Genomic DNA, 24,644 nt, shown 5'->3' with positions numbered 1-24,644 from the left:
CACTCAGCCCGTGAACTTCTGGAAGACCAGCGAGGCGTTGGTGCCGCCAAAACCGAAACTGTTGGACATGACGCGCTGCAGATCGACATTATCGTGGCGCTGGATGGCGATTGGCAGCCCTTCCGCTTCCGGGTCCAGTGTTTCGATGTTGGCAGAAGCCGCGATGAAGCCCGCCTGTTGCATCAGCAGTGAGTAGATCGCCTCCTGTACGCCCGCGGCGCCCAGCGAGTGTCCGGACAGCGACTTGGTAGAGCCGACAACTGGAATGTGGTCGCGATCGCGGTAGGCTTCACGCACCGCCTTCAGCTCCTGGATATCGCCAGCGGGCGTGCTGGTGCCGTGTGCATTGATGTAGTCGATAGGGCCCGAGACCGTGGCAAGCGCCTGCTGCATACAGCGCACGGCGCCTTCACCGGACGGCGCCACCATGTCGTGGCCATCAGACGTTGCACCGTAACCCACCAGCTCGGCATAGATGTGTGCACCCCTGGCGAGGGCGTGCTCCAGTTCCTCGAGCACCAGCATGCCGCCGCCGCCGGCAATAACAAAGCCATCGCGGTTGGCATCGTAGGCACGGGAAGCCCGCTCCGGCGTGTCGTTGTACTTGGTGGAAAGCGCACCCATTGCGTCGAACAGGCTGCTTAGCGTCCAGTGCAGCTCCTCACCGCCGCCGGCAAATACAACGTCCTGCTTGTTGAGCTGAATTTGCTCCATGGCATTGCCAATGCAGTGTGCGCTGGTGGAGCAGGCCGAGGATATCGAGTAATTCACACCCTTGATGTGGAAAGGCGTCGCAAGGCAGGCCGAGACAGTACTGCCCATGGTCTGAGTGACACGATAGGGGCCAACACGGCGCAGCCCTTTTTCCCGCAGAATATCCGCCGCTTCGGTCTGACTGGCCGAAGACGCACCGCCGGACCCGGCGATGATGCCGGTGCGCACGTTTGAGACATCCTTTTCGGTGAGCCCGGAGTCGGCAATGGCCTGCTGCATGGAAATATACGCGTAGGCCGCGGCATCCCCCATGAAACGCAGTTGCTTGCGATCGATGTGATCCGCCACGGTAATCTCCGGTGCCCCGGCGACGTGTGAGCGCATACCGATATCGATCTGCTCCTGGCGAATTTTGATGCCAGAGCGACCGGCACGCAGCGCGTCGGTGACTGTTGTGGCATCGTTACCCAGACAGGACACGATACCGAGCCCTGTAATGACTACCCGTCTGCTCATGGGATTAAAAAGACTCCGTTGAGGTGAACAGCCCGACACGCAGATCGTTTGCTGTGTAGATATCGCGGCCATCCACAGAGACCACGCCGTCGGCGATGCCCATGATGAGTTTGCGCTCGATAACGCGTTTCATGTGGATGTGATAGCCCACTTTCTTTGCACTGGGTACCACCTGGCCGGTGAACTTTACGTCCCCGGAACCCAGTGCGCGGCCGCGCCCCGGATTGCCTCGCCAGCCGAGGAAAAAGCCGACCAGTTGCCACATGGCGTCCAGCCCCAGGCAGCCGGGCATGACCGGGTCGCCTGGGAAGTGGCACTGGAAAAACCACAGGTCCGGATGGATATCCAGCTCGGCGATGATTTCGCCCTTGCCGAAACGTCCGCCTTCAGAGCTTACATGCGTGATGCGGTCCAGCATCAGCATGTTATCGGTGGGCAATTGGGCATTGCCGGGGCCGAAGAGGTGGCCGTGCCCACAGGCTACCAGTTCCTCTTTTGTGAATGCGCTTTGTGCGGTCATAGTGTATCCAGTCGGGCCCTGGGGCTGGGCGGGGCGGCAAGCCCCGCTGTCAGTCGCGTGCTATTCCGGTAGGGCATGTGTATCAGGTCGTCATTCTAAACCCTGCTGGGCACAAGTCCAGCGCTGGCGTGCGCAGGGATTTGGGTGTTGGTCAGGTATGTAGGCTGTGGTGGAGTTTAGTGGGCGGGCGCCCCGTTGGGCCGCTGCGTCNGTAGGCTGTGGTGGAGTTTAGTGGGCGGGCGCCCCGTTGGGCCGCTGCGTCGCTTTGCACGGCGCGTTGTTTCCTGCTCCATTCCGGGCGCATGCGGCGCGCGGTCCTTTGGGTGTTTTTGCGCTGCCGTCTGGCGATCGATTGTTCAAGATATTTGGTCACTTGTCGTGGCGGCGGTGTTCTTGGGGGGGCCTTTACGCACTAGCAGGGCTGGTGGTGGGGTGCGTTTAAGAGAGTTGTGGGGGCGCACCGACGCCCTCCAAGTCCGCAGGAAACAACCCGCCGCACAAATCCTCGCGGGTACGTTGACGATGGGCCTATCGCTTCGTAGATGCTGCGTAGTTGGCTCTACCCCCGCGTCGATCCGGTGTGCGGGGGTCTTTTTGCGGACTCGGAGGGCGTCGGCGCGAACACAGCCTCTCCTTAGGCCCTGCCAACCCCCAGCCCTGCTAGTACGCAAACGCCCCCCAAGCACTCAACAGCCCTGATAGATGCAAAACCCTTAAACCAGCACGCCGCGAAACGGCAGCGCAAGAACCCCCAAAGGACCGCGCGCCGCATGCGCCCGCAGTGGAGCAAAAAGACCCCCGCACACCGGAGCGACGCAGCGGCCCAGCGGGCCGCCAACCTCCAGCACCCGCCAGAACCCCCACCAGAGCCCCCCGCCGCCGCTGGCCTCACACTTTGTCCTTCAAGTAAGATAGAGGACTCCAGCGAGCATCGGCTGCCTGCGGCCAATCTCGCCCAACGCAACAGGACCTACCATGTTGACACCCGTTCTCCTCTCCGGTGGCGTCGGAAGCCGCCTGTGGCCCGTATCCAGGGAGCTTCACCCGAAGCAGTTTCTGCCGCTGGCCGGCGAGCTCACCATGCTCCAGCAAACCCTCAAACGCACAGGTTCACTGGAAGCCAATGCCCCGGTTGTAGTCTGCAACGAAGAGCATCGTTTCATGGTGGCGGAGCAGCTGCGCCAGGTCGGCATTGAGGCGGGCGCCCTGATTCTTGAGCCGCAAGGGCGCAACACGGCTCCGGCGGTGGCGCTGGCGGCGCTGCATGAGCAGGCTCGAGACCCCGAGGCCGTGTTGCTGGTGTTGCCCGCTGATCATCTTATCCAGCAGGTAGAGGCTTTTTCGGTGGCAGTGGCCAGAGCGCTGCCGCTGGCGCGCGCCGGCCGGCTGATGACCTTTGGCGTGGTGCCGCACACGCCCGAGACAGGCTACGGTTATATCCGCTGTGGAGCCGCTCTGGATGAAGACCTCTATGCACTGGAGGCATTTGTCGAGAAACCGGACAGCGCGACGGCTCAGGCCTATCTGGAAAGTGGCAGTTATCTCTGGAATAGCGGCATGTTCCTGCTGCGGGCGGAAACCTACCTGGCGCAACTGGCGGAGTTTCAGCCTGCGATGCTGGCAAGCTGTCGTCGTGCGATGCAGGAGGCAACGCGAGACATGGATTTCATCCGCCCCGAGGCAGAGGCCTTTGCGGCCTGCCCTGCGGACAGTATCGACTATGCCGTGATGGAACACACGCGCGAAGGTGGCGTCATCGCCCTGGACTGTGGCTGGAGCGACGTCGGCGCCTGGTCGGCACTGTGGGAAGTAGCGGCGCGTGATGTGCAGGGTAATGTCAGCCAGGGCGATGTCATGCTCGATAACTGTCAAAACAGCTATTTTCGTAGCGAATCCCGCCTGCTGGCTGCGGTCGGGGTGGATAACCTGGTGGTGGTGGAAACGGCGGATGCCGTACTGGTGGCGGATCGCGACCAAGTGCAGGACGTCAAGCGTATTGTCAGTCGTCTGAAAGCCGAGTCGCGGCCGGAGGCATCGCTGCACTCGCGCGTTTATCGCCCCTGGGGGTCTTACGAAACGCTGGTTACCGCCGACCGTTTTCAGGTGAAGCGCATCATTGTTAACCCGGGACAGACCCTGTCGCTGCAAATGCACCATCATCGCGCAGAGCATTGGATTGTGGTGCATGGTACGGCGGAGGTGACCTGTGAAGACAAGGTGTTCATGCTCGGCGAGGACGAATCCACCTACATCCCGCTCGGTCGCAAGCACCGCCTGGCGAACCCTGGCCGCATTCCCCTGGAGTTGATTGAAGTGCAGTCCGGGACGTATCTGGGCGAGGATGATATTGTTCGGTTTGAAGATGTCTACGGCCGCGAGCAGGCCAGCCAGGCAAACAAGGTAAACAAGGAGAGCCGTTGATGATCAAGAAATGCCTGTTCCCCGTTGCCGGTTACGGCACCCGCTTCCTGCCGGCGACCAAGAGTATGCCCAAGGAAATGCTGCCCATCGTCAACAAGCCACTCGTGCAATACGGTGTGGAAGAGGCTATTGCCGCAGGTATGACGACCTGTGCGATGGTCACGGGCCGGGGCAAACGCAGCATCGCGGATCACTTCGACATCAGTTTTGAACTGGAACACCAGATCTCCGGCACCGGCAAAGAGGTGTATCTGGAGAGCATTCGCAATGTGCTCGACAAGGGTGTGTTCACCATGGTGCGCCAGCGCGAAATGAAGGGGCTGGGCCACGCCATTCTGACCGGCGAGGCACTCATTGGCAGCGAGCCTTTTGGTGTGGTGCTATCCGACGATCTCTGCATCAATGACGGCCCGGGGGTGCTCAGCCAGATGGCCGAGCTCTACCGTCAGTTTCGCTGTTCCATCGTCGCCATTCAGGAAGTGCCGGTGGAAGAAGTGCACAAGTACGGGGTGATTGCCGGTGAAAGCCTGAAGGACGGAATTTTCCGCGTGGATGAGATGGTGGAGAAACCCGATGCCGCCTCGGCACCGTCGAATCTTGCGATCATTGGTCGCTACATCCTGACGCCGGACATTTTCGATATCCTGCGCGAAACCCCGCCCGGGGCCAACGGCGAGGTGCAGCTCACCGATGCGTTGCAGACACAGGCGCGGCAGGGCTGTGTCATGGCCTACAAGTTTTCGGGCCGCCGCTTTGACTGCGGTAGTGTGCCAGGGTTTGTCGAGGCCACCAATTTCGTTTACGAACATCTTTATTCACAGCAGTAGGTGGGGATTGGCAGCATGCAGAAGCTCGACTGTTTCAAGGCCTACGATGTCCGTGGACGCGTTCCCGACCAGTTGAATGAGGATATTGCGCGGCGCATAGGCCGTGCCTATGCCGAAGTGGTTAAACCGCAGAAGGTGGTTGTTGGTCACGATATCCGCCTGACGAGTGAAGCGATCAAGGCAGCTCTGGCGGACGGCCTGCGGGAGCAGGGTGTGGATGTGTATGACATCGGCCTTTGCGGCACTGAAGAAATCTATTTCGCGACCAGTGACGCCGAAATGGATGGGGGCATTGTGGTAACAGCAAGCCACAACCCAAAAGATTTCAATGGCATGAAGTTTGTGCGCGAAGAGTCGCGGCCCATTTCCGGCGACAGTGGCCTTGCGGACATTCAAGCTCTGGCGGAGGCCAACGCGTTTACGCGCGCAGGGTCTCACGGTCGCTACCTGCCGCTGGATACCTCTGACGCCTACATCAAGCATTTGCTTTCCTATGTGGATGTGGCGTCACTGCCACCTCTGCGCATCGTGGTCGATGCCGGTAACGGCGGTGCCGGGCGCGTGGTGGACCTGCTGGCACCGCACCTGCCGTTCGAATTTATTCGCCTGCATCACGAGCCGGACGGACACTTCCCCAACGGGGTGCCCAACCCGTTGCTGCAGGAAAACCGCAGGGTCACCAGTGAGGCGGTGCTCTCTCACAATGCCGATCTGGGTTTGGCCTGGGACGGCGATTTCGACCGCTGTTTCTTCTTTGACGAGCGCGGTGAGTTTGTCGAGGGCTATTATCTGGTGGGTCTGCTGGCGGAGATGGCGCTGGAGCAGCACCCCGGTTCGGCGATCATCCACGACCCGCGTCTGGTGTGGAACACCATCGACCGCGTGGAGCAACTCGGTGGGCGCGCAGTGGAAAGCAAAACCGGCCATGCGTTCATCAAGGAGCGGATGCGGGCCGAAAACGCCGCTTACGGTGGTGAGATGAGTGCTCACCACTATTTTCGCGACTTCGCCTACTGCGACAGTGGCATGATTCCCTGGTTGCTGGTTGCGGCCCAGCTGGGCCGGCGCGGCATGCCGCTGTCGGCGCTGGTCGCCGAATGCATGGCGGCTTTTCCCTGCAGCGGCGAAATCAATCGCAGTGTGCCGGACCCGGCTGCGGTGCTGGCCAGGGTCGCGGCACGCTACCGGCCCCAGGCTGTGGAGGAATCCTCGGTTGATGGGCTGTCCATGGCCTTTGCAGACTGGCGCTTTAATCTGCGCCTGTCGAATACCGAACCTGTGGTGCGCCTGAATGTGGAAAGCCGCGGTGACGCCGCACTGATGACGGCACAAACAGCCGAGTTGCTGGCCCTGATCGACGCTTAGGTCGCCGGGGGGGCGTCGGTTGACCGTTGTGCCCGGAACCATTCTGCGAGCAGGCGCTCAGTGGCCGGGTCTAGGGTTTTGTCGGCCCCGGGATCGTCGAGACGCCTGAGAATGCTGTGGCCGATACTCTTGCCCAGTTCCACCCCCCACTGATCAAAAGCATTCACCCCCCACAGCCGGCTGCTGCAGAATGTGCGGTGTTCGTACAATGCCAGCAGTGCCCCCAAGGTGTGTGGCGTGAGGGCGTCCAGCGTAATGACACTGTGCGGTCGACTGCCGGGAATTACCAGGTGTGGCGCCAGGCGCCGTGCCTCGGCTTCCTCGACACCGCGCTCCAACAGACTGGCGACTGCATCTTCCGTGCTGCGCCCGACCATCAGGGCCCGGCTCTGGGCGAGGCCATTGGCGACCAGCAGGCGATGTTGAGCGGCTTCACCGGTGGCGGTGGTCAGCGGCAGAATGATGTCGGCCGGGCACAGGCGCGTACCCTGGTGCAGTAATTGGTAAAAGGAGTGTTGTCCCATGGTTCCGGCAGCACCCCAGAGCACCGGGGCTGTGTCGTAAGCCAGGGTTTCCCCATCGCGGCTGACCCGCTTGCCGTTGCTTTCCATGGTGAGCTGCTGCAGGTAATCGGGCAGCCTTTCCAGGCCCTGGTCATAGGGCAGTACCACATGGTTAGCTGCCTGGAAAAAGTTGCAGTACCACACCTCAAGCAAGCTCATCAGCATGGGCAGGTTGTGCGCGCTGTCGGCCTCGAGGAAGTGCCGGTCCATGGCCTCGGCACCGGCGAGCAGGGCGCTGAAAGCCTCCCAGCCAATGGCGATCGCAATGCTGAGTCCAATGGCCGACCACAAGGAAAAACGCCCGCCGACCCAGTCCCACAGGGGCAGGCAGTTGTCCGCTGGAATGCCGAAGGCTGCGGCGGCTTCGAGGTCGCTGGTGATGGCCAGGAAATGCCGTGACCAGTCCCCGTCGCCGGCACCCGCCGCGCGCAACCAGCGCTGGGCCGCTTCGCCGTTGGCGAGCGTCTCCTGGGTCTGGAACGATTTCGAGCACAGAATGAAGAGCGTGGACGCGGGGTCGAGACCGCGCAGTGTGCCCTGCAGGTCTGCAGGGTCCACATTTGCCACATAATGGCAGTGCACCGGACCCTGCCAGTTCGCCAGTGCTGCTGTCACCAGCCGCGGTCCGAGGTCTGAGCCGCCGATGCCAATGTTCACCACGTGACGAATGGCTTGGCCGGAATAGCCGGTGAGCTCCCCCATCGTAATGCGTTCACACCACAGACGCATGCGGTGGCGGGTATCCTCGACGCGGCTGAATTCGGCCTCCAGGCCGGTCGGCGCGCTGCGCGCACGCAACAGGGTATGCAGTGCAGGGCGGGCTTCCGTGTTGTTCAGGGGCGCGCCCGCGAGCAGCTGCCGGGCGTGGTGGGGGAGTTGCGCCTGTTCGGCCAGGCGCAGTAACGCGCCGCGGCTATCCCGGCAGAGCAGGTGACGTGAGTAGTCCAGTGTGAGGCCCGCGGCGCTGGCGGTGAAATCCGCAGCACGCTGGACTTCGCGGTTGAACAGCGCACTGACGGCGGTGCTGCGCAGCGGTTCGGCCAGTGCCTGTAGTTCGTGCCAGGAGGGAAGATCCGAAAGATGCAGAGTGTGTGCCATGGTGCGCGCCGCCGGGATAGGTGGCCAGTATAGGCAGCGCTATCGCGGCCTGCAATTCGCTCGTGGCGTCAGTGGTCGCGCTCTATGGACAGGCGTGTAAGCTGCTGCAGGGCGACGAGCGCCGGGCCTGGGGGCAGCCCGGCCAGAGCCGCCACCGCCAGGTCGTGGTGTTCGCGTGCCCGCTTGCGCGTGTGCTCCATGGCGGCACAGCGTTCTACCGCGGCACTGATGGCCTCCATTTCCTCTGCGGAGCGCTCGGTGATGGCGCGTCTTACCAGTGCCTGTTCGTCTGCGTTGCCGGTGCGCAGAATGTGAATCAACGGCAGCGTTACTTTACCTTCGCGCAGATCGTCGCCGACATTCTTGCCCATGGTCGCGGCATCACCTGCGTAGTCGAGCATGTCGTCGACCATCTGGAACGCCAGGCCGAGGTGCAGCCCGAAGCTGGACAGCCGCTCTGCCTGTGCCCGGTCACTGCCGCCCAGCACCGCGGCGCCATAACAGGCGGCGGCAAACAGCACGGCGGTCTTGCGGGTAATGATGTCGATGTAATCCTGCTCGGTGGTGTCCGCGTTGCCCGCCCGGGCCAGCTGCAGTACCTCGCCTTCGGCGATGGTGTTGGTGGTGTCAGCCATGTGGCGCAGGATATCGAGGTTATCGAGTTGTACCATGAGCTGGAACGCGCGCGTGTAGAGAAAGTCGCCGACCAGCACGCTGGATGCATTGCCAAACGCGGAGTTGGCCGTCGGTCGCCCGCGTCGCAGCTGTGATACGTCGACCACATCGTCGTGGAGCAAGGTTGCCGTGTGGATAAACTCAATGACTGCCGCAAAAGTGATATGGGCGCTGGAGCAGGTTCCCAGCGCCCTGGCGGTCAGCAGTGCGAGCAGGGGCCGCATGCGTTTGCCGCCAGCGTCCACAATATAGTGGCCGACATTCTCGACCAGAGGCACGTTGGACTGGAGCTGCTGAATTATCAGGTGGTTGACCTGATCGAACTCGCGGGCAACGCTGGCGCGGATTTGCTGCATAGTGTGAGGGCGTTGAAAATGCTCGCGCATGCTAGGGTGGTCGGGGTGGGGTGTCAAGCGCGGCCGAGGTGGGGTGCCGCCGCGTGTAAATAAACCTTGCCCACATTGGGCGAGTTGAGTAAAATTCGCGCCCTCCGGGAGAGATGCGCCTGAAGCGTGTGCCCCGGAATCATGAGAACTGTTAGTGCCTGTCTCTGCCCCCTTGATTTTCAAGGGTTTTTTGCACCGCGAGCAGGCTAACTGAACGGAGACGGCAATGTACGCAGTTATTGAGAGCGGTGGCAAGCAGCATCGCGTGGTGGAGGGGGAGACCCTGAAGCTGGAAAAAATCGAAGTGGCCACAGGTGAGTCGGTTGAGTTCGACCGGGTGCTGATGGTCGGTGGCGAGCAGGTCAAGATCGGCACCCCGCTGGTAGCGGGAGGCAAGGTGACCGCTGAAGTGGTAAGCCACGGTCGTCACAAGAAGGTTAAGATTGTGAAATTTAACCGCCGCAAGCACTACCGGAGAGAAACTGGCCATCGCCAGTGGTTCACCGAAGTGAAAATCACCGCTATCACGGCGTAACGGAGGCTAGCGACTATGGCACACAAGAAAGCAGGCGGCAGTACACGTAACGGTCGCGATTCCGAAAGTAAACGCCTTGGCGTCAAGCGTTTTGGCGGCCAGCTGGTGCAGGCAGGCAATATCCTGATCCGCCAGCGCGGCACTCGTTTTCACCCCGGCGCCAATGTGCGTTGCGGCCGTGACCACACGCTTTTCGCCACGGCAGAAGGCAAAGTGGAGTTTGTGACCCGGGGCCCCAACAACCGGAAATACGTTCAGGTGGTGAGCGCCTGATCGGGCGGTCAACCTGGCCGGATAGATAGAAAGCCTCGTCAAGTGACGGGGCTTTTTTTTTTGAGTGACTGATGTTCGCAGTGGCGAACGGTGACCCCGCGAAGGGGCGCAACGGCTGAACCATGAAATTTGTAGATGAAGCAAGCATCAAGGTGTTTGCGGGCAACGGTGGCAACGGCTGCCTGAGCTTCCGCAGGGAGAAGTATATTCCGCGGGGCGGCCCGGATGGCGGCGATGGCGGCGATGGTGGCAGTGTCATCCTGGAAGCCGATGAGAACCTCAACACCATGGTCGACTACCGCTTTGTGCGCAGTTATCGCGCCGAGAATGGCGAGACTGGCCGCAGCCGCAACTGTACCGGCAAGAGCGGCGAGGACCTCATTCTCCGGGTACCGGTAGGCACCACGATCATTGATGAGGACAGCGCCGAGGTGCTCGGCGACCTGGCGGCCCACGGTGACCGGCTTATCGTGGCCCAGGGCGGTTGGCATGGCCTCGGTAACGCGCGCTACAAATCCAGCACCAACCGGGCGCCGCGACAAACCAGCCCGGGGACGGAGGGCGAACAGCGCGCGCTCAAGCTTGAATTGAAAGTGCTGGCCGATGTCGGCCTGCTGGGGCTGCCGAATGCGGGCAAGTCGACCCTGATCAGGGCGGTGTCGGCGGCGCGGCCGAAGGTTGCCGATTATCCCTTCACCACGCTGGTGCCGAATCTGGGTGTGGTCAAGGTCGATGCTCACCGCAGTTTCGTCGTGGCCGATATCCCGGGCCTGATTGAGGGCGCCTCCGATGGCGCCGGCCTCGGCATCCGGTTCCTCAAACACCTCACGCGCAATCGTATCCTCCTGCATCTGGTCGACATGGCCCCGGTCGACGGCAGTGAGCCGGCCGATGCGGCGCTCGCCATCGTGCGCGAGCTGGAGCGTTTCAGCCCGACACTGGCAGGGCGCCAGCGCTGGCTGATTCTGAACAAGGTTGATCTGGTGCCCGAGGGCGAGCTGGCGCCGCGGCGCGCAGCCTTGCTCGAAGCGCTGGCCTGGGAGGGGCCTGTCTACGAAACCGCCGCGATCAGTGCCGAAGGCACCAGGCGCCTGTGCCAGGACTTGATGGTTTCCCTGGAGGAGCAGAAGGCACTTGAACTTGCCGACCCGGATGTCGCCCAGGCAGAGGCGGAGCAGCAAGCGCGCATGCAGCAGGAAGCCCGCGATCGTATCGAGGCCCTGCGAGCCCGGCACCGTCGGCGGCCGGAGGACGATGCCAGCGATGACGATAGCGACGATGTTGAAGTGGAATATGTACACTGATGAGTGATCCGCAACGCGAAACCATTGCCGCCAGCCGACGCTGGGTTATCAAGGTGGGCAGCGCGCTGTTGACCAATGACGGGCGCGGGCTGGACGCGGCAATGATCGGCAGCCTGGTGGCGCAGATTGCAACCTTGCGCGCCGAGGGTGCCGAGGTCGTGCTGGTGTCCAGCGGCGCCGTGGCCGCGGGCCTGGTCAGGCTGGGTTGGCCGCGCCGCCCCACGCGCCTCCACGAGTTGCAGGCCGCGGCTGCGGTCGGCCAGTCCGCCCTGATCCAGAGCTACGAAACCGCATTTCGCGGGTACGACATCGTTTCTGCGCAAGTGCTGCTGGGCCATGACGACATTACTGCCCGCGACCGCTACCTCAACGCGCGAAGCACCCTGACCACGCTATTGCACCTCGGGGTGGTGCCGGTCATCAATGAAAATGACACGGTGGTGACCGACGAGATCCGTTTCGGTGACAACGACACCCTGGCGGCGCTGGTGGCGAATCTCATTGATGCCGATGCGCTGCTGCTGCTCACCGATCAACAGGGGCTGTATGAAGAGGACCCGCGCCTGAACCCGTTTGCGGTGCTGGTGGACAGCCGCGATGTGCACGATGCGGCACTGGATCGGATGGCGGGTGAGGGCGGTGCACTTGGCCGGGGTGGCATGATTACCAAGCTGCGGGCGGCCCGACTGGCGGCCCGTTCCGGCACCGAGACGGTGATTGCCAGTGGTCGTCATCCGGATGTTGTGGCCCAAGTGGCCAGCGGCAGTGCGCTGGGCACCTGGTTGCGCACGGGTCGGCAACCGGAAAATGCGCGCAAACAGTGGCTGGCTGGCATGGTGCGTATTCCGGGTAGCCTGGCGCTCGATGCCGGTGCGGTGCGCGTGCTCCGGGAGTCGGGACGCAGCCTGTTGCCGGTGGGCGTGTGTGCAGTGACAGGTGAGTTTGAGCGCGGTGACATGGTGCTCTGTGTGGACCCGCAGGGGCGCGAAGTGGCGCGTGGTCTGGTGAACTACAGTGCCGCTGAAGCGCGTCGAATCATGGGCAGGCCCTCGCTGGAAATAGCGCCGTTGTTGGGTTACCAAGGTGATGAGGAACTGATTCACCGCGATAATCTGGTGTTGTGCTAACGCACGGCGGCCTGGGGACTGGAGGAAAGGATGAGCCTGACACCCGAACTGCTATTGCTGCTCTACTGCCTGGCCATTGCCCTGCTGTCGCTCGCGGGGGGCCTGTTGCCCAACTGGGTGAGAATGACCCATACGCGCACGCAGCTGGTGATGAGCTTTGTGTCCGGCCTGATGCTTGGCGTTGCTTTCTACCACCTGCTACCGCACAGCATCGCCTTGCAACCCCGGGAATACGGTGCCGATGCTTCGGTCTGGTGGCTGATGATTGGGCTCATCGTCATGCTGTTGCTGTTGCGCATGTTTCATTTTCACCAGCACGACTTCAGCGAAGAGGAGCACGAGCATCATGACCACGGCTCCGAGCATACCCATGGCCTGGAGTCCGCGAGCGGTGGTGAGCACCAGCACGGGCATGTGTTGGCGCATGGCGGTCACAGTGGGCCCCAGGCCCTGCCGGCAGCACATCGCCTGAGCTGGGTGGGCCTGGCACTCGGCCTGGGGGTTCACACCCTGATCGATGGCGTTGCGCTCGGCGCGGTGATGCAGGGCGAAGTGGGACGCAGCGCAGGTTTACTGGGTGTTGGGGTGTTTCTCGCCATCCTCCTGCACAAACCCCTGGATGCCATGTCAATAACAACCATCATGGAAGCGGGCGGCTGGAGCAGGCGGTCCCGCTCGCTGGCGAACCTCGGCTTTGCGCTGTTGTGCCCGCTCGGTGCGCTACTGTTCTTCTTCGGCGTCGACCTGCTGGGTGATGCACGCCATCATGCCGTCGCCGGGGCACTGGCATTCTCGGCCGGGGCGTTTATCTGCATCGCATTGAGCGACCTGCTGCCGGAGGTGCACTTCCACAGCCACGACCGCGGCAAGCTGACTCTGGCCTTTCTCGCCGGAATCATACTGGCCTACGCCATTGGCGGGCTGGAGCCGGCTGGGGTACATTTGCACGGGGTTTAAACGCGCGCGAGGAGAACACGATGGTCAAACGTATAATTTATCCGCCCATGTGGCTGGTATTTGGCGTGTGCGCCATTTTTGCCTGCAACGAGTTCTACCCCGGACCGCGCTTTACCAGCCATGCCAGCCAGGCGATTGGTGGTGCCTTCCTGCTGGCGGGGCTCGCCCTGCTGGTGGTCGCCGGTGGCCTGTTCAAGCGCGCGGGAACGGACCTGATCCCGTTTCGCACGGTGTCCGCACTGGTGACCACTGGCGTCTATCGCTTCAGCCGCAACCCGATGTATCTGGGCATGGCGGCCATCCTCCTGGGGGTGGCGGTGACGGTGGGCGCGGCAACGGCGCTGCTGGTGCCGCCGCTGTTTATGGTCATTGTCGAATGGCGTTACATCCGGCCTGAAGAAGATCTGCTCCGGAACCTCTTTCCCGAGGAGTACCCCGACTACTGCGCGCGCGTGCGACGCTGGATCTAGGCGGTTTCTGCTCAGGCACCCATGGCTTTCGCCCGCGCCTGAGTAGCCTCTGTATCGAAGGGCTTTTCTGTCCAGCCCTGCAGTTGCTCTTCTACCAGCGTCGCCAGTGCGTTTATGTGGCCGGTATCGCTGTTGAGGCAGGGAATGTAGTCGTAGCGTTCACCGCCTGCTTCCATAAAGTAGTGGCGATTCTCCACGCCGATTTCCTCAATGGTCTCCAGGCAGTCCGCCGAGAAGCCCGGGCAGATTACCTGCACTGACTTGACCCCCTGCGCAGGCAGTCCCTTGAGCGTTTCATCAGTGTAGGGCTGCAGCCAGGGTTCCCGGCCGAAACGAGACTGGAAACAGGTCAGGTAGTCACCGGCGTCCAGTTGCAGCGCCTCCGCTAGCAGGCGGCTCGTCTTGTGGCAGTGGCAATGGTAGGGATCGCCGTTGTGGAGGTAGCGCTCTGGCTCGCCGTGGTAGGACATGATCAGGCGGTCCGCACGGCCATGTGCCTGCCAGTGCGAGCGCACGCTGGCGGCTAGCGCATCAATGTAAGCCGGGTGGTCGTGATACTGCGCGACAAAACGCAGTTCAGGTAGCCAGCGCCGCTGGCGAAAATCCGCGGCGAGCGCGTCGAAGGTGGACCCGGTGGTGGGTCCGCTGTACTGCGGGTAAAGCGGCAACACCAACAGTCGTTGCACGCCACGGTCAAAGAATGCCTGTAGTTGGCTGGAGATCGGGTGCGAGCCATAGCGCATGGCGAAATCCACCAGTACGCTGTCGCCGTGGGTTCTCTCCAGGACTTCGCGCAGGGCCCTGGCCTGGTCGCGCGTGTGCAGGAGCAGGGGTGAGCCATCATCGGTCCACACCGTGCGGTAGGCTTTGGCGGAGCGGGCCGGGCGCAGGTTCAGGATGATGCCGTGGAGAATGAAGAACCACAGCAGGCGCGGTACCTCGACCACCCGGGGATCGGAGAGAAACTCCTTGAGGTAGCGCCTGAGTGCGCCCTTTTCGGGGGCATCAGGCGTGCCAAGGTTGGTGATCAGGACGCCGATACGGGGCGCCTGAGCGTGGCTGTAGTCGTGTTGTCCGCGGTATCGCATAGGGTGACATTATCCTGTGGGCGTGCCGGAAAGCCAAGCAGTACGAGCCCCTGCAAGGCTCACCTGCCGTTTACGCAAACCATTCGTCGCTGGATTGATGCGGTTCATCGCTGCCCGGGTACTGCTCATCGAAAGCCCCTGTCGGGTGCAGCCGGGGGCCTCTAATCTGTGTTCCATGGACAGCGCGGGAGACACCCGGCGGGTCCTCAAGCCCACTGACAAGGCCACAATGGCCAGGAGAAGAATCATGCAATCATTCATCAACAAGACCGTCGTATCAATCGCTTTCGGTGTATTCAGCACGCTGGCCCTGTCGACGAACGCCGCCGATGCTCCCGAAAACACGCTGGTGCTGGCACAGGGCATGGAAGCCGCCTCAACGCACGTTGCGCTTGGAGACCTTAACCTGGCGTCGGCCGAGGGTCAGCAAGCGCTGCACGACCGGATCAGTCAGGCCGCCCGCGCTGTGTGCGGATCCACCGATTACCGTGTCGCCGGTGGTTTGCGCATGGCATCCAACAACCGTGCCTGCTACGAATCTGCGTTCGCCCAGGCCATGAGCCAGGTGGGTGCCGGGCGGCTTGCCAGCACGGTACGCTGAGTTGTTCAACTCCTGCTACCCCTGGTGGGAGTCCCGGGGAGTCACCGCAAGGTGGCTCCCTTTTTTTTACAGCAGCGTATCGATCACTACACCGGCCAGAAACAGCGGCGTGAACCGGCGGGTGTGCCGGAAGCAGGCAGCTGAGAACCACAGCGGCCACAGCGCAGGGGAATAGGCGGATGGCCGCGCCGATGGCTTCGCAGCTCGCAGTGCGCGCAGGGTGCGCCGCAGCCCCGGCAGGCTGGCGAACACCAGTAACAGCGGCCAACCGAAAGTCTGAGTCAGAACCAGTCCCAGGGTCAGTACGTACTGGGCCAGCAGCAGGGCCGCGGTAACCCGCCGGGCGCGCTGTTCGCCCAGTAGCACCGGTAGTGTGTGCACCCCTTTCTCACGGTCGGCGTCGAGTTTGTCGATGTGTTTGCCAAACAACACAGTAGTGGGCCCAAGCGCGAATACCAGGCTCAACCACGCCACCTCATTGCTCCATTCGCCTGCCACGATGTAGTAGGTGCCACCCACCATGAGTGGGCCCCACACGAGCAGCACGGCTGGCTCTCCAAGGCCGATGTACTTGAGTGGCCAGGTGTAGAACAGGACGAAAAAGGCACCGGCGAGGAACAGCGCAAGCGCGGGGCCGCTGCGCGCAGTCACCAGCCACAGGCCCAGCGCGAGCGCCACGCCCGCGGTAAAGGCAAAATAGCGCCAGAATTGCGCTTCGCTCATCAGCCCGTCTTCGAGTACATGTACGCCGTACTGATTGCGATAGTAGTTGCCGCGGTCAATGCCCCGGCGCGAATCGGTGTAGTCGTTGAGCAGGTTGTTGCTGGCATGGGCAAACAGCAGCCCGGTGGTGCAGGCTAACCAGAACAGCACATCAAAACTGCCGGCGCGCCAGGCCAGCAAGCCGCCAAGCATGGCGGCGGTGAGCGTCATGAACAGGACCGACGCCCTGCAGGCGAGCAACCAGCGCGCCACGGGATCCAGTTGCGCCCACTGCTCGGTGGTGACGCCGGGCATGCCGTTAAGGGCTGCCACCCACAGTTTGAGGTTTACCACGTTGACAAGCCTTGCTCACCACTCTTCAGCCCGCAAGCATATCAGGCATTGCGGTGCCTGCGATGATAAGGTGTCGCCCATCGACCTGAAGCACACGGAGGCACTTGCCATGCAGCGAATAACAGCCATTGCGGCACTGACCACAATTCTCTTTAGCGGCGCGGCGCAAGCCGCAGGGGAAAGCAGCATGCTGACCCGGCTCGATCGCGAGCAGGCGCGCTATGCGGAGCTGGCGCTTACGATCTGGGACAAGGCCGAGCTGGGTTACCTGGAGAACGACAGCAGCACCTTGCTGCAGGACACACTGGCCCGTGAGGGGTTCACCGTAGAGACCGGGGTGGCGGGCCTGCCCACGGCCTTTGTGGCCAGCTACGGCAGTGGCAAACCGGTGATTGGCCTGTTGGCGGAGTTCGACGCGCTCCCCGGGATTTCCCAGACAGCCGCGCCGGTGCGGGAAGCGGCAACCGACAAACACAGTGGCCACGCCTGCGGCCACCACCTGTTTGGTGCGGGTTCGGTAGCGGCCGCGGTAGCGGTGCGCCACTGGATGGAGGCAAACAAAGTGAGTGGCACCGTTCGCCTCTATGGCACACCGGCGGAAGAAGGTGGGTCCGGCAAGGTGTATATGGTGCGTGCTGGCCTGTTTGAAGACGTGGATTCGGTGCTTGTCTGGCACCCGGCTGATCGCAACCAGGCCAACCCGTCCACGACACTCGCCAACAAGTCGGCCAAATTCCGTTTTCGTGGCGTGTCTTCCCACGCTGCAGTAGCCCCCGAACGGGGTCGCTCCGCACTCGACGGTGTGGAGGCGATGAATATGATGGCCAATATGTTGCGGGAGCACATGCCGCAGGAAGTCCGCATGCACCACGTGATCACCAGCGGTGGCTCGGCGCCCAACGTGGTGCCGGATTTTGCGGAGTCTTTCTATTACCTGCGCCATCCCGACGCCGCGACCCTGGAGGAATTGTGGGCGCGCCTGGTGGCGACGGCGGAGGGTGCTGCCGTGGGCACGGGCACGAAGATGAGCTACGAGGTGATTCACGGCAACCACAGCGTACTTGCCAATGAAACGCTCGCCCGGGCCATGCATGATCGCCTGCAGCAGGTGGGCGGTGTGCAATACAGTCCGAGTGACCTCGCTTTTGCCAACACCCTTGCGGAATCTCTCGCTCGCAGCGAAGCGGATCTCGCCGCCGCTGCGGCGCGCATAGAGCCTTTCGCTCCATCGCGCAGCATGGGCTCCACGGATGTGGGTGACGTCAGCTGGGTGGTGCCGACCACCGAGATGCGTGCGGCGACCTGGGTGCCCGGCACGGCGCCGCACACCTGGCAGGCCATTGCCGCTGGCGGCACTGACATTGGTGTCAAGGGCATGATGGTGGCGGCGAAGACCCTCGCACTCACCGCTGCGGATCTGCTGCAGCAGCCCGAACTGCTGCGCGCCGCACGCAGTGAATTCGAGCAGCGCCGCGGCACCGACTTTACCTACCGCCCGTTGCTCGGTGACCGCGAACCGCCGCTTGATTACCGCAAGTAGGGCCACAGGCTGCATTAGCCGCCGGGACAGATGGTTGCATTGGAAACCATTTGTCCCGGGCGTATACTCGGGGTCTGTTTTCGCTTGCAGGTAGCCCATGTCACATTCTCTTTCCCTGGCGCGGTTTCTGCCCTACCGCTGTAACAGACTGGCGCGCAAGATCAGCGTTTCCCTGTCGCGTATTTATGCGGAAAAATATGGCCTCAGTATCCCGCAGTGGCGGGTGCTCGTTACGCTGGCAGAGTATGGCGAGCTGCAGGCCAGCCAGGTCACGGAGCTCACCAGCCTGGATAAAGTGCAGGTGTCGCGCGCGGTGGCGGGGCTCCGTGAACGCGACCTGCTGCTGCGGCGCAGCTCGGAGCGGGATAGTCGGGCAGCGCTGCTTTGTCTCAGTGACACCGGGCAGGCATTGTTCCACCGTATCGAGCCGGAGGTCCTGGCGTGGGAGCAAGCGTTATTGGCACCTCTTGAACCCGCGGAGCAGGCGGTGCTGTTTGCGCTGATCGACCGGCTCGAGCTGCGGCTACAGGGTATGCACCCGGTTGACGATGCCTCCGCCGACGTGAGGCATTTACTGTGACACAGGAGGAGGTGGTGGCCAGCCTGCCCGCCCATCTGCGGCCCTTTGTGCAGGTACAGGACTACGCCCAGCGCTATACGGCACAGGATCAGGCCCTGTGGCGATTCATCATGCGGCATCTGGTGCAGCAGCTGCGTGTCACGGCCCACCCGGTCTACCTCGAGGGGCTCGCTCGCACCGGCATCGCGCTGGACCACGTTCCCTCGATTGACGAAATGAATGCATGTCTGGCCCAGCTGGGTTGGCGAGCGGTGGTGGTTGACGGCTTTATCCCGCCCGCGATATTCATGGAATTTCAGGCGCTGCGCGTGCTGGTGATTGCACTGGACATGCGCAGTGTCGACCACGTTTTCTACACTCCGGCACCGGACATCGTGCACGAAGCGGCGGGGCACGCGCCGTTTATTGTGGATGTCGACTACGCGGAGTTTCTCCAGCGGTTTGGTGAAGTCGGCATGCTGGCGATCGCGTCACAGCGCGATCATGCCCAGTATGAAGCGATCCGTAAATTGTCGATACTGAAGGAGACACCGGGCGTGCAGGCCTCGGTGATTGCTGCCGCCGAGCAGGCGCTGACGGAGCTACAGGAGGCCGGAGAGGCCCCCTCAGAGGCGGCCCTGCTGGCTCGTCTGCACTGGTGGACAGTGGAGTATGGCCTGGTGGGAGACCTTGCGGATTACCGTATTTTCGGCGCGGGCCTGCTGTCATCGCTGGGCGAGAGCAGGCACTGTCTGGACGATGCGCGGGTGCGCAAAATACCGCTCACCGTCGATGCTGTTGCATGTCCTTATGACATCACCCGGGAACAGCCGCAGCTGTATGTGACTCGCAGTTGTCGACATTTGAGTCAGGTGTTGGAGGAGTTTGCTGCCACCATGGCCCATCGGGTAGGTGGTGCTGCCGCGCTGCGTCGGGCGATTGCCGCGGGTACCGTGTGCACGGCGACCTACGACAGTGGCGTTCAGGTCAGCGGCTGCTTTAGCGAGCTGCTCTGTGATGCGGTCGGTCAGGCGATTTACCTGCAGTGTGAAGGGCCGAGCCAGCTGGCCTTCCGCGGCAGGGAAATGTACGGTCATGGCACCGCTGCGCACAGTGCTGGCTTCGGCTCGCCAGTGGGCAAACTCAAGGATTTCACCCGCTGCCTGTCCGACTATTCGGTGGACGAGTTGCAGGCACACGATATACGCATGGGTGAGAGGGTCTGTTTGGAGTTCCTGTCGGGCATTACCGTACGCGGCCAGCTGCACCACGTGTTGCGTCAAGAGCACCGCAACCTTGTCCTCAGCTTCCTCGACTGTACCGTGACGGATCTCCAGGGTAATGTGCTGTTTGAACCCGGCCAGGGGCGATATGACATGGCGGTAGGCGGGGCGATCACAGCCGTTTCCGGCGGCAGTGCAGACCGCGAGAAATACCCGCTATATCAACCGCTTGCGAGTACGCACACGCAGCATGCGGCACCGGACCCGACGCTGGAGGCGGCTTATCAGGCCGTGTTGGCGTTGGGACAGCACGGCAACGAAGCCGCCGCGGCGGCAGCGCTGGATGAGCGGCCGGATGACTGGCTGCTGCGGGTGGAGGTGCTGGCCCTCGGCGAACGGGCGCCGGCGGCATTATCAGCCCGGGCGGAGCGAGAGCTGCAGGCCCTTGGCACACGGCGTGACGAGCTGCACGACGTGCTCGCTCTGATGCAGTAGCTCGCCGCGCCTGCAGCACAAACCGGTGTGGTGCGCGACGCATGCATCCCGGCGGTGCTTCCCTTACTATACCGGCTCGCACAAACACAGTGCATGGAGAGAACGGATGCCACTGGATTTCGATGGCGCGCGACTGCCCAATCCTCACTGCGGCGAGGAGCACGAGGCCTGGCGCACGCAGCTGCGCCGCTTTATTGATAACGAGATCATGCCTTTTGCCGAGGACTGGGATGAAGCGGGCGAGATTCCTGCCGATCTGTGGCCCAAGGCGGCGGCGGTGGGTTTGCTGGGGCTGGGTTACCCTGAGGCCTATGGTGGCACCAGTGAAGGTATCGACAGCTGGCATGCCTGGATCACCCAGGAAGAGCTGGCGCGCATCGGCGCGGGGGGGATTCCCGCCAGCCTCATGGTGCACGGCATTGGTCTGCCCCCCGTACTGAACTGGGGTTCCGAGGAAATGAAGCAGCGGGTGGCGCCACCGGTACTCGCCGGCAAAAAGCATATCGCCCTCGGCATCACCGAGCCTGGCGGTGGATCGGATGTCGCCAGCCTCGCGACCACGGCGGTGCGGGACGGGGACACGTTCATCGTCAATGGCTCCAAAACCTATATAACCGGTGGCATGCGGGCAAACTGGGTGTCGACGGCGGTGCGCACGGGGGGTGAGGGCGCCAAGGGGGTGTCCATGCTGCTGATTCCCACGGACGCGGAAGGGGTCAGCCGCACACCGCTCACCCGCAAGCAGGGTTGGTGGGCATCGGATACGGCCACGCTGTATTTCGACAATGTGCGCGTTCCTGCCGACCAGTTGATCGGCCCTGAAAGTCAGGGGTTCTGGGTGATCATGACCAATTTCAACAGCGAGCGCATGGCGATGGCGGCGGGCATGGAAGCCATGGCCCGGGTCTGCCTGGAAGAAGCGGTGGCCTGGGCGCGCGAGCGGCACACCTTTGGCAAGCGGCTGGCGGATCACCAGGTGATCCGGCATAAAATTGCCCAGATGAAGCAGAAAATCAATGCAACCCAAGCCTATATTCGCCTCTGTTTCGAGTCGATAGAAGCCGGCGTCGCAAACCCGGGCGATATCGCCCTGCTCAAGGTGCAGGCCAGCGAAACAGTGGAGTTCTGCGCCCGCGAGGCGATGCAGATCCTGGGTGGCATCGGCTTTATGCGCGGCAGCCGCGTGGAACGGATTTATCGGGAAGTGCGGGTCAACGCCATTGGTGGTGGCTCGGAAGAAATCATGCGAGACCTGGCCGCGCGCCAGTACGGAGTCTGATATGAAGCTGTGGCACTGTGGCGGGGCGCGCTCGCTGCGGCCCCTCTGGACGCTGGAAGAGTTGGGGCTGGATTATGAGCTTGAGGTGTTGCCGTTTCCTCCGCGTGTGATGCAGCCGGACTATCTGCAGGTAAACAGCCTTGGAACCGTCCCCTACTTTACCGACGGCGATACGGCGATGACGGAATCGTCCGGCATCTGCCAGTACCTGGTGGATCGCTACGATCATCACGGGCTGGGGCTGCGGCCAGAAGATCCGGAGTACGGCGCCTACCTGAACTGGCTGCACCACAGCGATGCCACGCTCACCTTCCCGCTGACCATCGCCCTGCGCTATTATTTCTTCGAGCCGGACCCGGCGAAACGGGCTGTGGCAGATGACTACGCCAAGTGGTTCCGGGCTCGCCTGCGGCGCCTGGATGCGTGTGTAGAGCAGCAGGAATACCTGGTGGCCGGGCGCTTTACCGTTGCGGATATCGCAGTCGGCTATGCCCTCTTTCTGGGTCAGCTCCTGCACCTCGATAAGTACTACAAGCCCGCCACCGCGGCCTATTTGCAGCGGCTGATGGGGCGTCCGGCATTTCAGCGCGCCAATGCGCACGGCGAACCACTGGTCCTGCCCGATGCTGTGTGACGCGCAAACGATGACAAGGAGTGCTCCGTGAGTCAGGTAAGCGAAAAGGAAAAGGCGGCGTTTCGCCAGCAGGTAGCAGCCTGGATGCAGGCCAACAAGCCAGCGGACCCCGGCTTCTTGCTGCCCCAGTCGTTCATGGAAGTGGGCAGTGAACAGCAGCTCGACTTCCTGCGTGAGTGGCAGCACAAAGTCTGGTCCGCGGGCTACCTGGGCATGGCCTGGCCGCGGGAATACGGGGGGCAGGGTGTGGACCCGGTGTTCCAATCCATTGCTGATCAGGAAATGCGCGGCCACGCCGTGCCTATTTGCTTCAATGTGATTGGCCTGGGCTGGGCGGGGCCGTTGATCAACGATATGGGTACGGAAGCGGAAAAAGCGCGCTATCTGAAAGGTATCCTGAGCGGTGAGGATATCTGGTGCCAGGGATTTTCCGAACCGGACCACGGCTCCGACCTGGGCAACGCGCAGCTGCGGGCCCGCAGGGACGGTGACGAGTATGTGCTCAATGGCACCAAGATCTGGACCACCATGGGCAACTTCGCGAAGTACATGATCCTCCTTGCGCGCACGAACCCCGAAGCGGAGCGTAAATACGACGGCTTGTCGTTTTTTCTTGCCCCGATGCAGGTGGCCGGTGTTGACCCGCGGCCGATACGCAAGCTCACCGGCGAATACGGTTTCACGGAAACCTTCTTCACCGATGCGCGCATCCCCGCCAGTTGCCTGATGGGCGAAGAGGGTCAGGGTTGGAAAATCGCCATGCAGACCTTGCAATATGAACGTGGCGCGGAAGCCGGTGCAGCCGGTGGTCTGGCATTCGTGCGCATAGCGATCGACGACATGATCGCCGGGCTTGCGGATGTGGAACGGGACGGCGCACCGGCGCTGCAGGACCCTGCGATACGCGACCAGTTGGTACAGATGATCATGGAAGAAAAAGCGGTGGTGCTCGGTGATCGACGCGCCGGGATCGGGCCCCTGACGACGGATTATCCGTTCTCGCTGCCATTGTCGAACAAGTTGCGGTTTACCGAGAGTACCCGGCGTATGCGCCAGCTGGCGATCAACCTGCAGGGCGCGGAGGGTGGCTTGTACGTAGGCGACGAGGGCGCGCGGGAGGGCGGTTTCTGGCAGCGGGCCTACCTGAACAGTTTTTCCGCCACCATTGGCGGTGGCACCAGCCAGGTACAGGCAAACATCATTGCAGAGCACATTCTGGGCTTGCCCAAGTGAGGAGAGATTGGTGTCGGTGATTGGCAATACAGCACTGCGTTTCAGCGAAGACCAGGCGATGATCATGGATGTGGCCCGGGCCTTCTGTGCCGACCGCTCACCCATGGCCAGCGTGCGTGCGTTGCTGGAGTCGGACGCCGGCTTCGACCCGGCCGTCTGGCAGGAAATGGTGGATATGGGATGGCCCGGCATGACCTTACCGGAAGCGCTGGGCGGCGCCGGTCTCGGTGTTGCGGCCGCCGTGCCGGTATTCGAGGCAATGGGGCGCTCCCTGTTGGGCGGTCCCCTTATGGCGAGCCTGCTGGCAGGGCAGCTGCTGCTGCGGGCCCAGACGGGGGACGCGGATGACAACGCGCTGCTGGCGATCGCCGCCGGGGTGCCCGCGACGATCGCGCTGCTCGACAGCGCCGACTGGGGCGCTGAACGTATCCGCTGCGAGCTTCAGGATGGAGTGCTGCGCGGTGTTAAGCAGCAGGTGATGGAGGCGGCGGCAGCTGAGTGGTTTGTGGTGGTGGCGCAGGAGCATAACGCACCCGTGCTGGCCGTGGTGCCGGCCACTGCGGTCGCCCGGGCGGTGCGGCGTGATCACGTGCTGATTGATGCCACGCGGCGCGCCCAGTCTATCGATTTCACCGGTATTCAGGTGAGTGAGGAGGCTGTGCTGCGCGGCCCCGCGGTTACCAGTGCCCTGCACGATGTGCGTCTGTTGGGCGCCCTGTTGCTGGCGGCTGAGGCGGGTGGCAGTGCGGCCAGCTGCCTCGATACCACGGTCGATTACCTGAAGACGCGCAAGCAGTTCGGCAAGCTCATCGGTTCCTATCAGGCCCTGAAACATCCCTGTGTGGATATTCTGATGGCGGTGGATTCAACGCGGTCTTTTGTCTACCACGCTGCGACCCTGCTGGGAGAAGACGCGCTGGATACTGACGCGGAAATAGCCTGCCGCATGGCCAAGGCGCAGGCTACCGAAACGCTGAAATACGCCGGTGACCGCGCTGTGCAGTTTCATGGCGGTATGGGGTTTACCTGGGAGTGCGATGCCCAGCTCTACCTGCGTCGCGCACAATGGGTGCAGCAGGCCTTTGGCGATGCCCCGCATCACCGGAAAAGACTCGCCCACTTGTTGCTTGATCGCTGAGGCTGGCAAACGTTGCCGGCAGTCCGGTGGCGCAGGTATGACGTATT

Annotated in this window: 23 protein-coding genes; 17 read left to right on the top strand and 6 right to left on the bottom strand. The window is 62.6% G+C overall.

The window, feature by feature from the left end; genetic code table 11:
• Positions 1 to 3: 3 nt before the first annotated feature.
• Positions 4 to 1,230, bottom strand: coding sequence for a beta-ketoacyl-ACP synthase I (gene fabB, locus EGJ68_RS16035; RefSeq protein ID WP_123035557.1), 1,227 nt, complete (start codon positions 1,228 to 1,230; stop codon positions 4 to 6).
• Between the two features lie 4 nt (positions 1,231 to 1,234).
• Entirely contained in the window at positions 1,235 to 1,750 is a 516-nt protein-coding gene (gene fabA, locus EGJ68_RS16030) for a 3-hydroxyacyl-[acyl-carrier-protein] dehydratase FabA (protein WP_027950911.1), read from the bottom strand.
• 975 nt (positions 1,751 to 2,725) lie between these two features.
• Here fabA and EGJ68_RS16025 point away from each other — a divergent pair.
• Genes EGJ68_RS16025 through EGJ68_RS16015 form a run of 3 tightly spaced genes read left to right on the top strand, consistent with a single transcriptional unit; the run spans position 2,726 to position 6,363 of the window.
• Complete coding sequence (locus tag EGJ68_RS16025; RefSeq protein WP_123035556.1) at positions 2,726 to 4,171, top strand: mannose-1-phosphate guanylyltransferase/mannose-6-phosphate isomerase; 1,446 nt, start codon at positions 2,726 to 2,728, stop codon at positions 4,169 to 4,171.
• Complete coding sequence (gene galU, locus EGJ68_RS16020) at positions 4,171 to 4,998, top strand: UTP--glucose-1-phosphate uridylyltransferase GalU (RefSeq protein WP_123035555.1); 828 nt, start codon at positions 4,171 to 4,173, stop codon at positions 4,996 to 4,998. Before EGJ68_RS16025 ends, galU begins: the two co-directional genes overlap by 1 nt.
• A 15-nt stretch (positions 4,999 to 5,013) precedes the next feature.
• Positions 5,014 to 6,363: a phosphohexomutase domain-containing protein gene (locus EGJ68_RS16015; protein WP_123035601.1), complete on the top strand. Its 1,350-nt coding sequence runs from the start codon at positions 5,014 to 5,016 to the stop codon at positions 6,361 to 6,363.
• On the opposite strand, the gene pgi is transcribed toward EGJ68_RS16015, so the two are convergent.
• Positions 6,360 to 8,024 carry a glucose-6-phosphate isomerase gene (pgi, locus tag EGJ68_RS16010; protein ID WP_123035554.1) on the bottom strand — a complete coding sequence of 555 codons (1,665 nt, stop codon included), beginning with the start codon at positions 8,022 to 8,024 and terminating at the stop codon, positions 6,360 to 6,362. The two genes, EGJ68_RS16015 and pgi, sit on opposite strands and share 4 nt — an antisense overlap.
• Positions 8,025 to 8,092: 68 nt before the next feature.
• On the bottom strand, positions 8,093 to 9,055 hold the full coding sequence (locus EGJ68_RS16005) for a polyprenyl synthetase family protein (RefSeq protein ID WP_123035553.1): 963 nt from the start codon (positions 9,053 to 9,055) through the stop codon (positions 8,093 to 8,095).
• Between the two features lie 256 nt (positions 9,056 to 9,311).
• Between EGJ68_RS16005 and rplU the strand changes: the two genes are divergently transcribed.
• The 6 genes from rplU (at position 9,312) to EGJ68_RS15975 (ending at position 13,751) form a co-directional block, all read left to right on the top strand.
• Positions 9,312 to 9,620, top strand: a complete 309-nt coding sequence (gene rplU, locus EGJ68_RS16000) for a 50S ribosomal protein L21 (protein ID WP_123035552.1) — start codon at positions 9,312 to 9,314, stop codon at positions 9,618 to 9,620.
• A gap of 15 nt (positions 9,621 to 9,635) precedes the next feature.
• Positions 9,636 to 9,893 carry a 50S ribosomal protein L27 gene (rpmA, locus tag EGJ68_RS15995; RefSeq protein WP_027950905.1) on the top strand — a complete coding sequence of 86 codons (258 nt, stop codon included), beginning with the start codon at positions 9,636 to 9,638 and terminating at the stop codon, positions 9,891 to 9,893.
• Between the two features lie 122 nt (positions 9,894 to 10,015).
• Positions 10,016 to 11,197: an Obg family GTPase CgtA gene (gene cgtA, locus EGJ68_RS15990; RefSeq protein WP_123035551.1), complete on the top strand. Its 1,182-nt coding sequence runs from the start codon at positions 10,016 to 10,018 to the stop codon at positions 11,195 to 11,197.
• The gene (proB, locus tag EGJ68_RS15985) at positions 11,197 to 12,324 is read left to right on the top strand and encodes a glutamate 5-kinase (protein ID WP_123035550.1); all 1,128 of its coding nucleotides are present in this window, start codon (positions 11,197 to 11,199) and stop codon (positions 12,322 to 12,324) included. The genes cgtA and proB overlap by 1 nt, the downstream gene beginning before the upstream one ends.
• A 30-nt stretch (positions 12,325 to 12,354) precedes the next feature.
• On the top strand, positions 12,355 to 13,281 hold the full coding sequence (locus EGJ68_RS15980; protein WP_123035549.1) for a ZIP family metal transporter: 927 nt from the start codon (positions 12,355 to 12,357) through the stop codon (positions 13,279 to 13,281).
• 20 nt (positions 13,282 to 13,301) lie between these two features.
• Positions 13,302 to 13,751, top strand: coding sequence for a methyltransferase family protein (locus EGJ68_RS15975; protein ID WP_123035548.1), 450 nt, complete (start codon positions 13,302 to 13,304; stop codon positions 13,749 to 13,751).
• An 11-nt stretch (positions 13,752 to 13,762) separates the two neighbouring features.
• On the opposite strand, the gene hemH is transcribed toward EGJ68_RS15975, so the two are convergent.
• Complete coding sequence (gene hemH, locus EGJ68_RS15970; RefSeq protein ID WP_123035547.1) at positions 13,763 to 14,839, bottom strand: ferrochelatase; 1,077 nt, start codon at positions 14,837 to 14,839, stop codon at positions 13,763 to 13,765.
• A gap of 247 nt (positions 14,840 to 15,086) precedes the next feature.
• Here hemH and EGJ68_RS15965 point away from each other — a divergent pair, with 247 nt between their 5' ends.
• Positions 15,087 to 15,440 (top strand): UrcA family protein, encoded by a 354-nt coding sequence (locus EGJ68_RS15965; protein WP_158283715.1) that lies wholly within the window; start codon positions 15,087 to 15,089, stop codon positions 15,438 to 15,440.
• A 66-nt stretch (positions 15,441 to 15,506) separates the two neighbouring features.
• Here EGJ68_RS15965 and EGJ68_RS15960 read toward each other — a convergent pair whose 3' ends face one another.
• The gene (locus EGJ68_RS15960; RefSeq protein WP_233248865.1) at positions 15,507 to 16,496 is read right to left on the bottom strand and encodes a prenyltransferase; all 990 of its coding nucleotides are present in this window, start codon (positions 16,494 to 16,496) and stop codon (positions 15,507 to 15,509) included.
• A 109-nt stretch (positions 16,497 to 16,605) separates the two neighbouring features.
• Between EGJ68_RS15960 and EGJ68_RS15955 the strand changes: the two genes are divergently transcribed.
• From EGJ68_RS15955 to EGJ68_RS15925, 7 genes are all read left to right on the top strand, one after another.
• Positions 16,606 to 18,036, top strand: coding sequence for an amidohydrolase (locus EGJ68_RS15955; protein ID WP_123035599.1), 1,431 nt, complete (start codon positions 16,606 to 16,608; stop codon positions 18,034 to 18,036).
• Between the two features lie 97 nt (positions 18,037 to 18,133).
• Complete coding sequence (locus EGJ68_RS15950) at positions 18,134 to 18,616, top strand: MarR family winged helix-turn-helix transcriptional regulator (RefSeq protein WP_123035545.1); 483 nt, start codon at positions 18,134 to 18,136, stop codon at positions 18,614 to 18,616.
• Positions 18,613 to 20,313, top strand: coding sequence for an aromatic amino acid hydroxylase (locus EGJ68_RS15945; protein WP_123035544.1), 1,701 nt, complete (start codon positions 18,613 to 18,615; stop codon positions 20,311 to 20,313). The genes EGJ68_RS15950 and EGJ68_RS15945 overlap by 4 nt, the downstream gene beginning before the upstream one ends.
• A gap of 106 nt (positions 20,314 to 20,419) precedes the next feature.
• A complete protein-coding gene (locus tag EGJ68_RS15940; protein WP_123035543.1) occupies positions 20,420 to 21,592 on the top strand; it encodes an acyl-CoA dehydrogenase family protein in 1,173 nt (390 codons plus the stop codon).
• A gap of 1 nt (position 21,593) precedes the next feature.
• Positions 21,594 to 22,226 carry a glutathione S-transferase family protein gene (locus EGJ68_RS15935; protein WP_123035542.1) on the top strand — a complete coding sequence of 211 codons (633 nt, stop codon included), beginning with the start codon at positions 21,594 to 21,596 and terminating at the stop codon, positions 22,224 to 22,226.
• 84 nt (positions 22,227 to 22,310) lie between these two features.
• Positions 22,311 to 23,459, top strand: coding sequence for an acyl-CoA dehydrogenase family protein (locus EGJ68_RS15930; RefSeq protein ID WP_123035598.1), 1,149 nt, complete (start codon positions 22,311 to 22,313; stop codon positions 23,457 to 23,459).
• A 10-nt stretch (positions 23,460 to 23,469) separates the two neighbouring features.
• On the top strand, positions 23,470 to 24,597 hold the full coding sequence (locus EGJ68_RS15925; protein WP_332888892.1) for an acyl-CoA dehydrogenase family protein: 1,128 nt from the start codon (positions 23,470 to 23,472) through the stop codon (positions 24,595 to 24,597).
• Positions 24,598 to 24,644: the final 47 nt, after the last annotated feature.

This window comes from Haliea alexandrii (assembly GCF_003719295.1).
In the GTDB taxonomy this organism is placed as follows: Bacteria; Pseudomonadota; Gammaproteobacteria; order Pseudomonadales; family Halieaceae; genus Haliea; species Haliea alexandrii.
The sequence above is the reverse complement of the archived record's forward strand: the minus strand, read 5'-3'. Positions and strand labels throughout refer to the sequence as shown.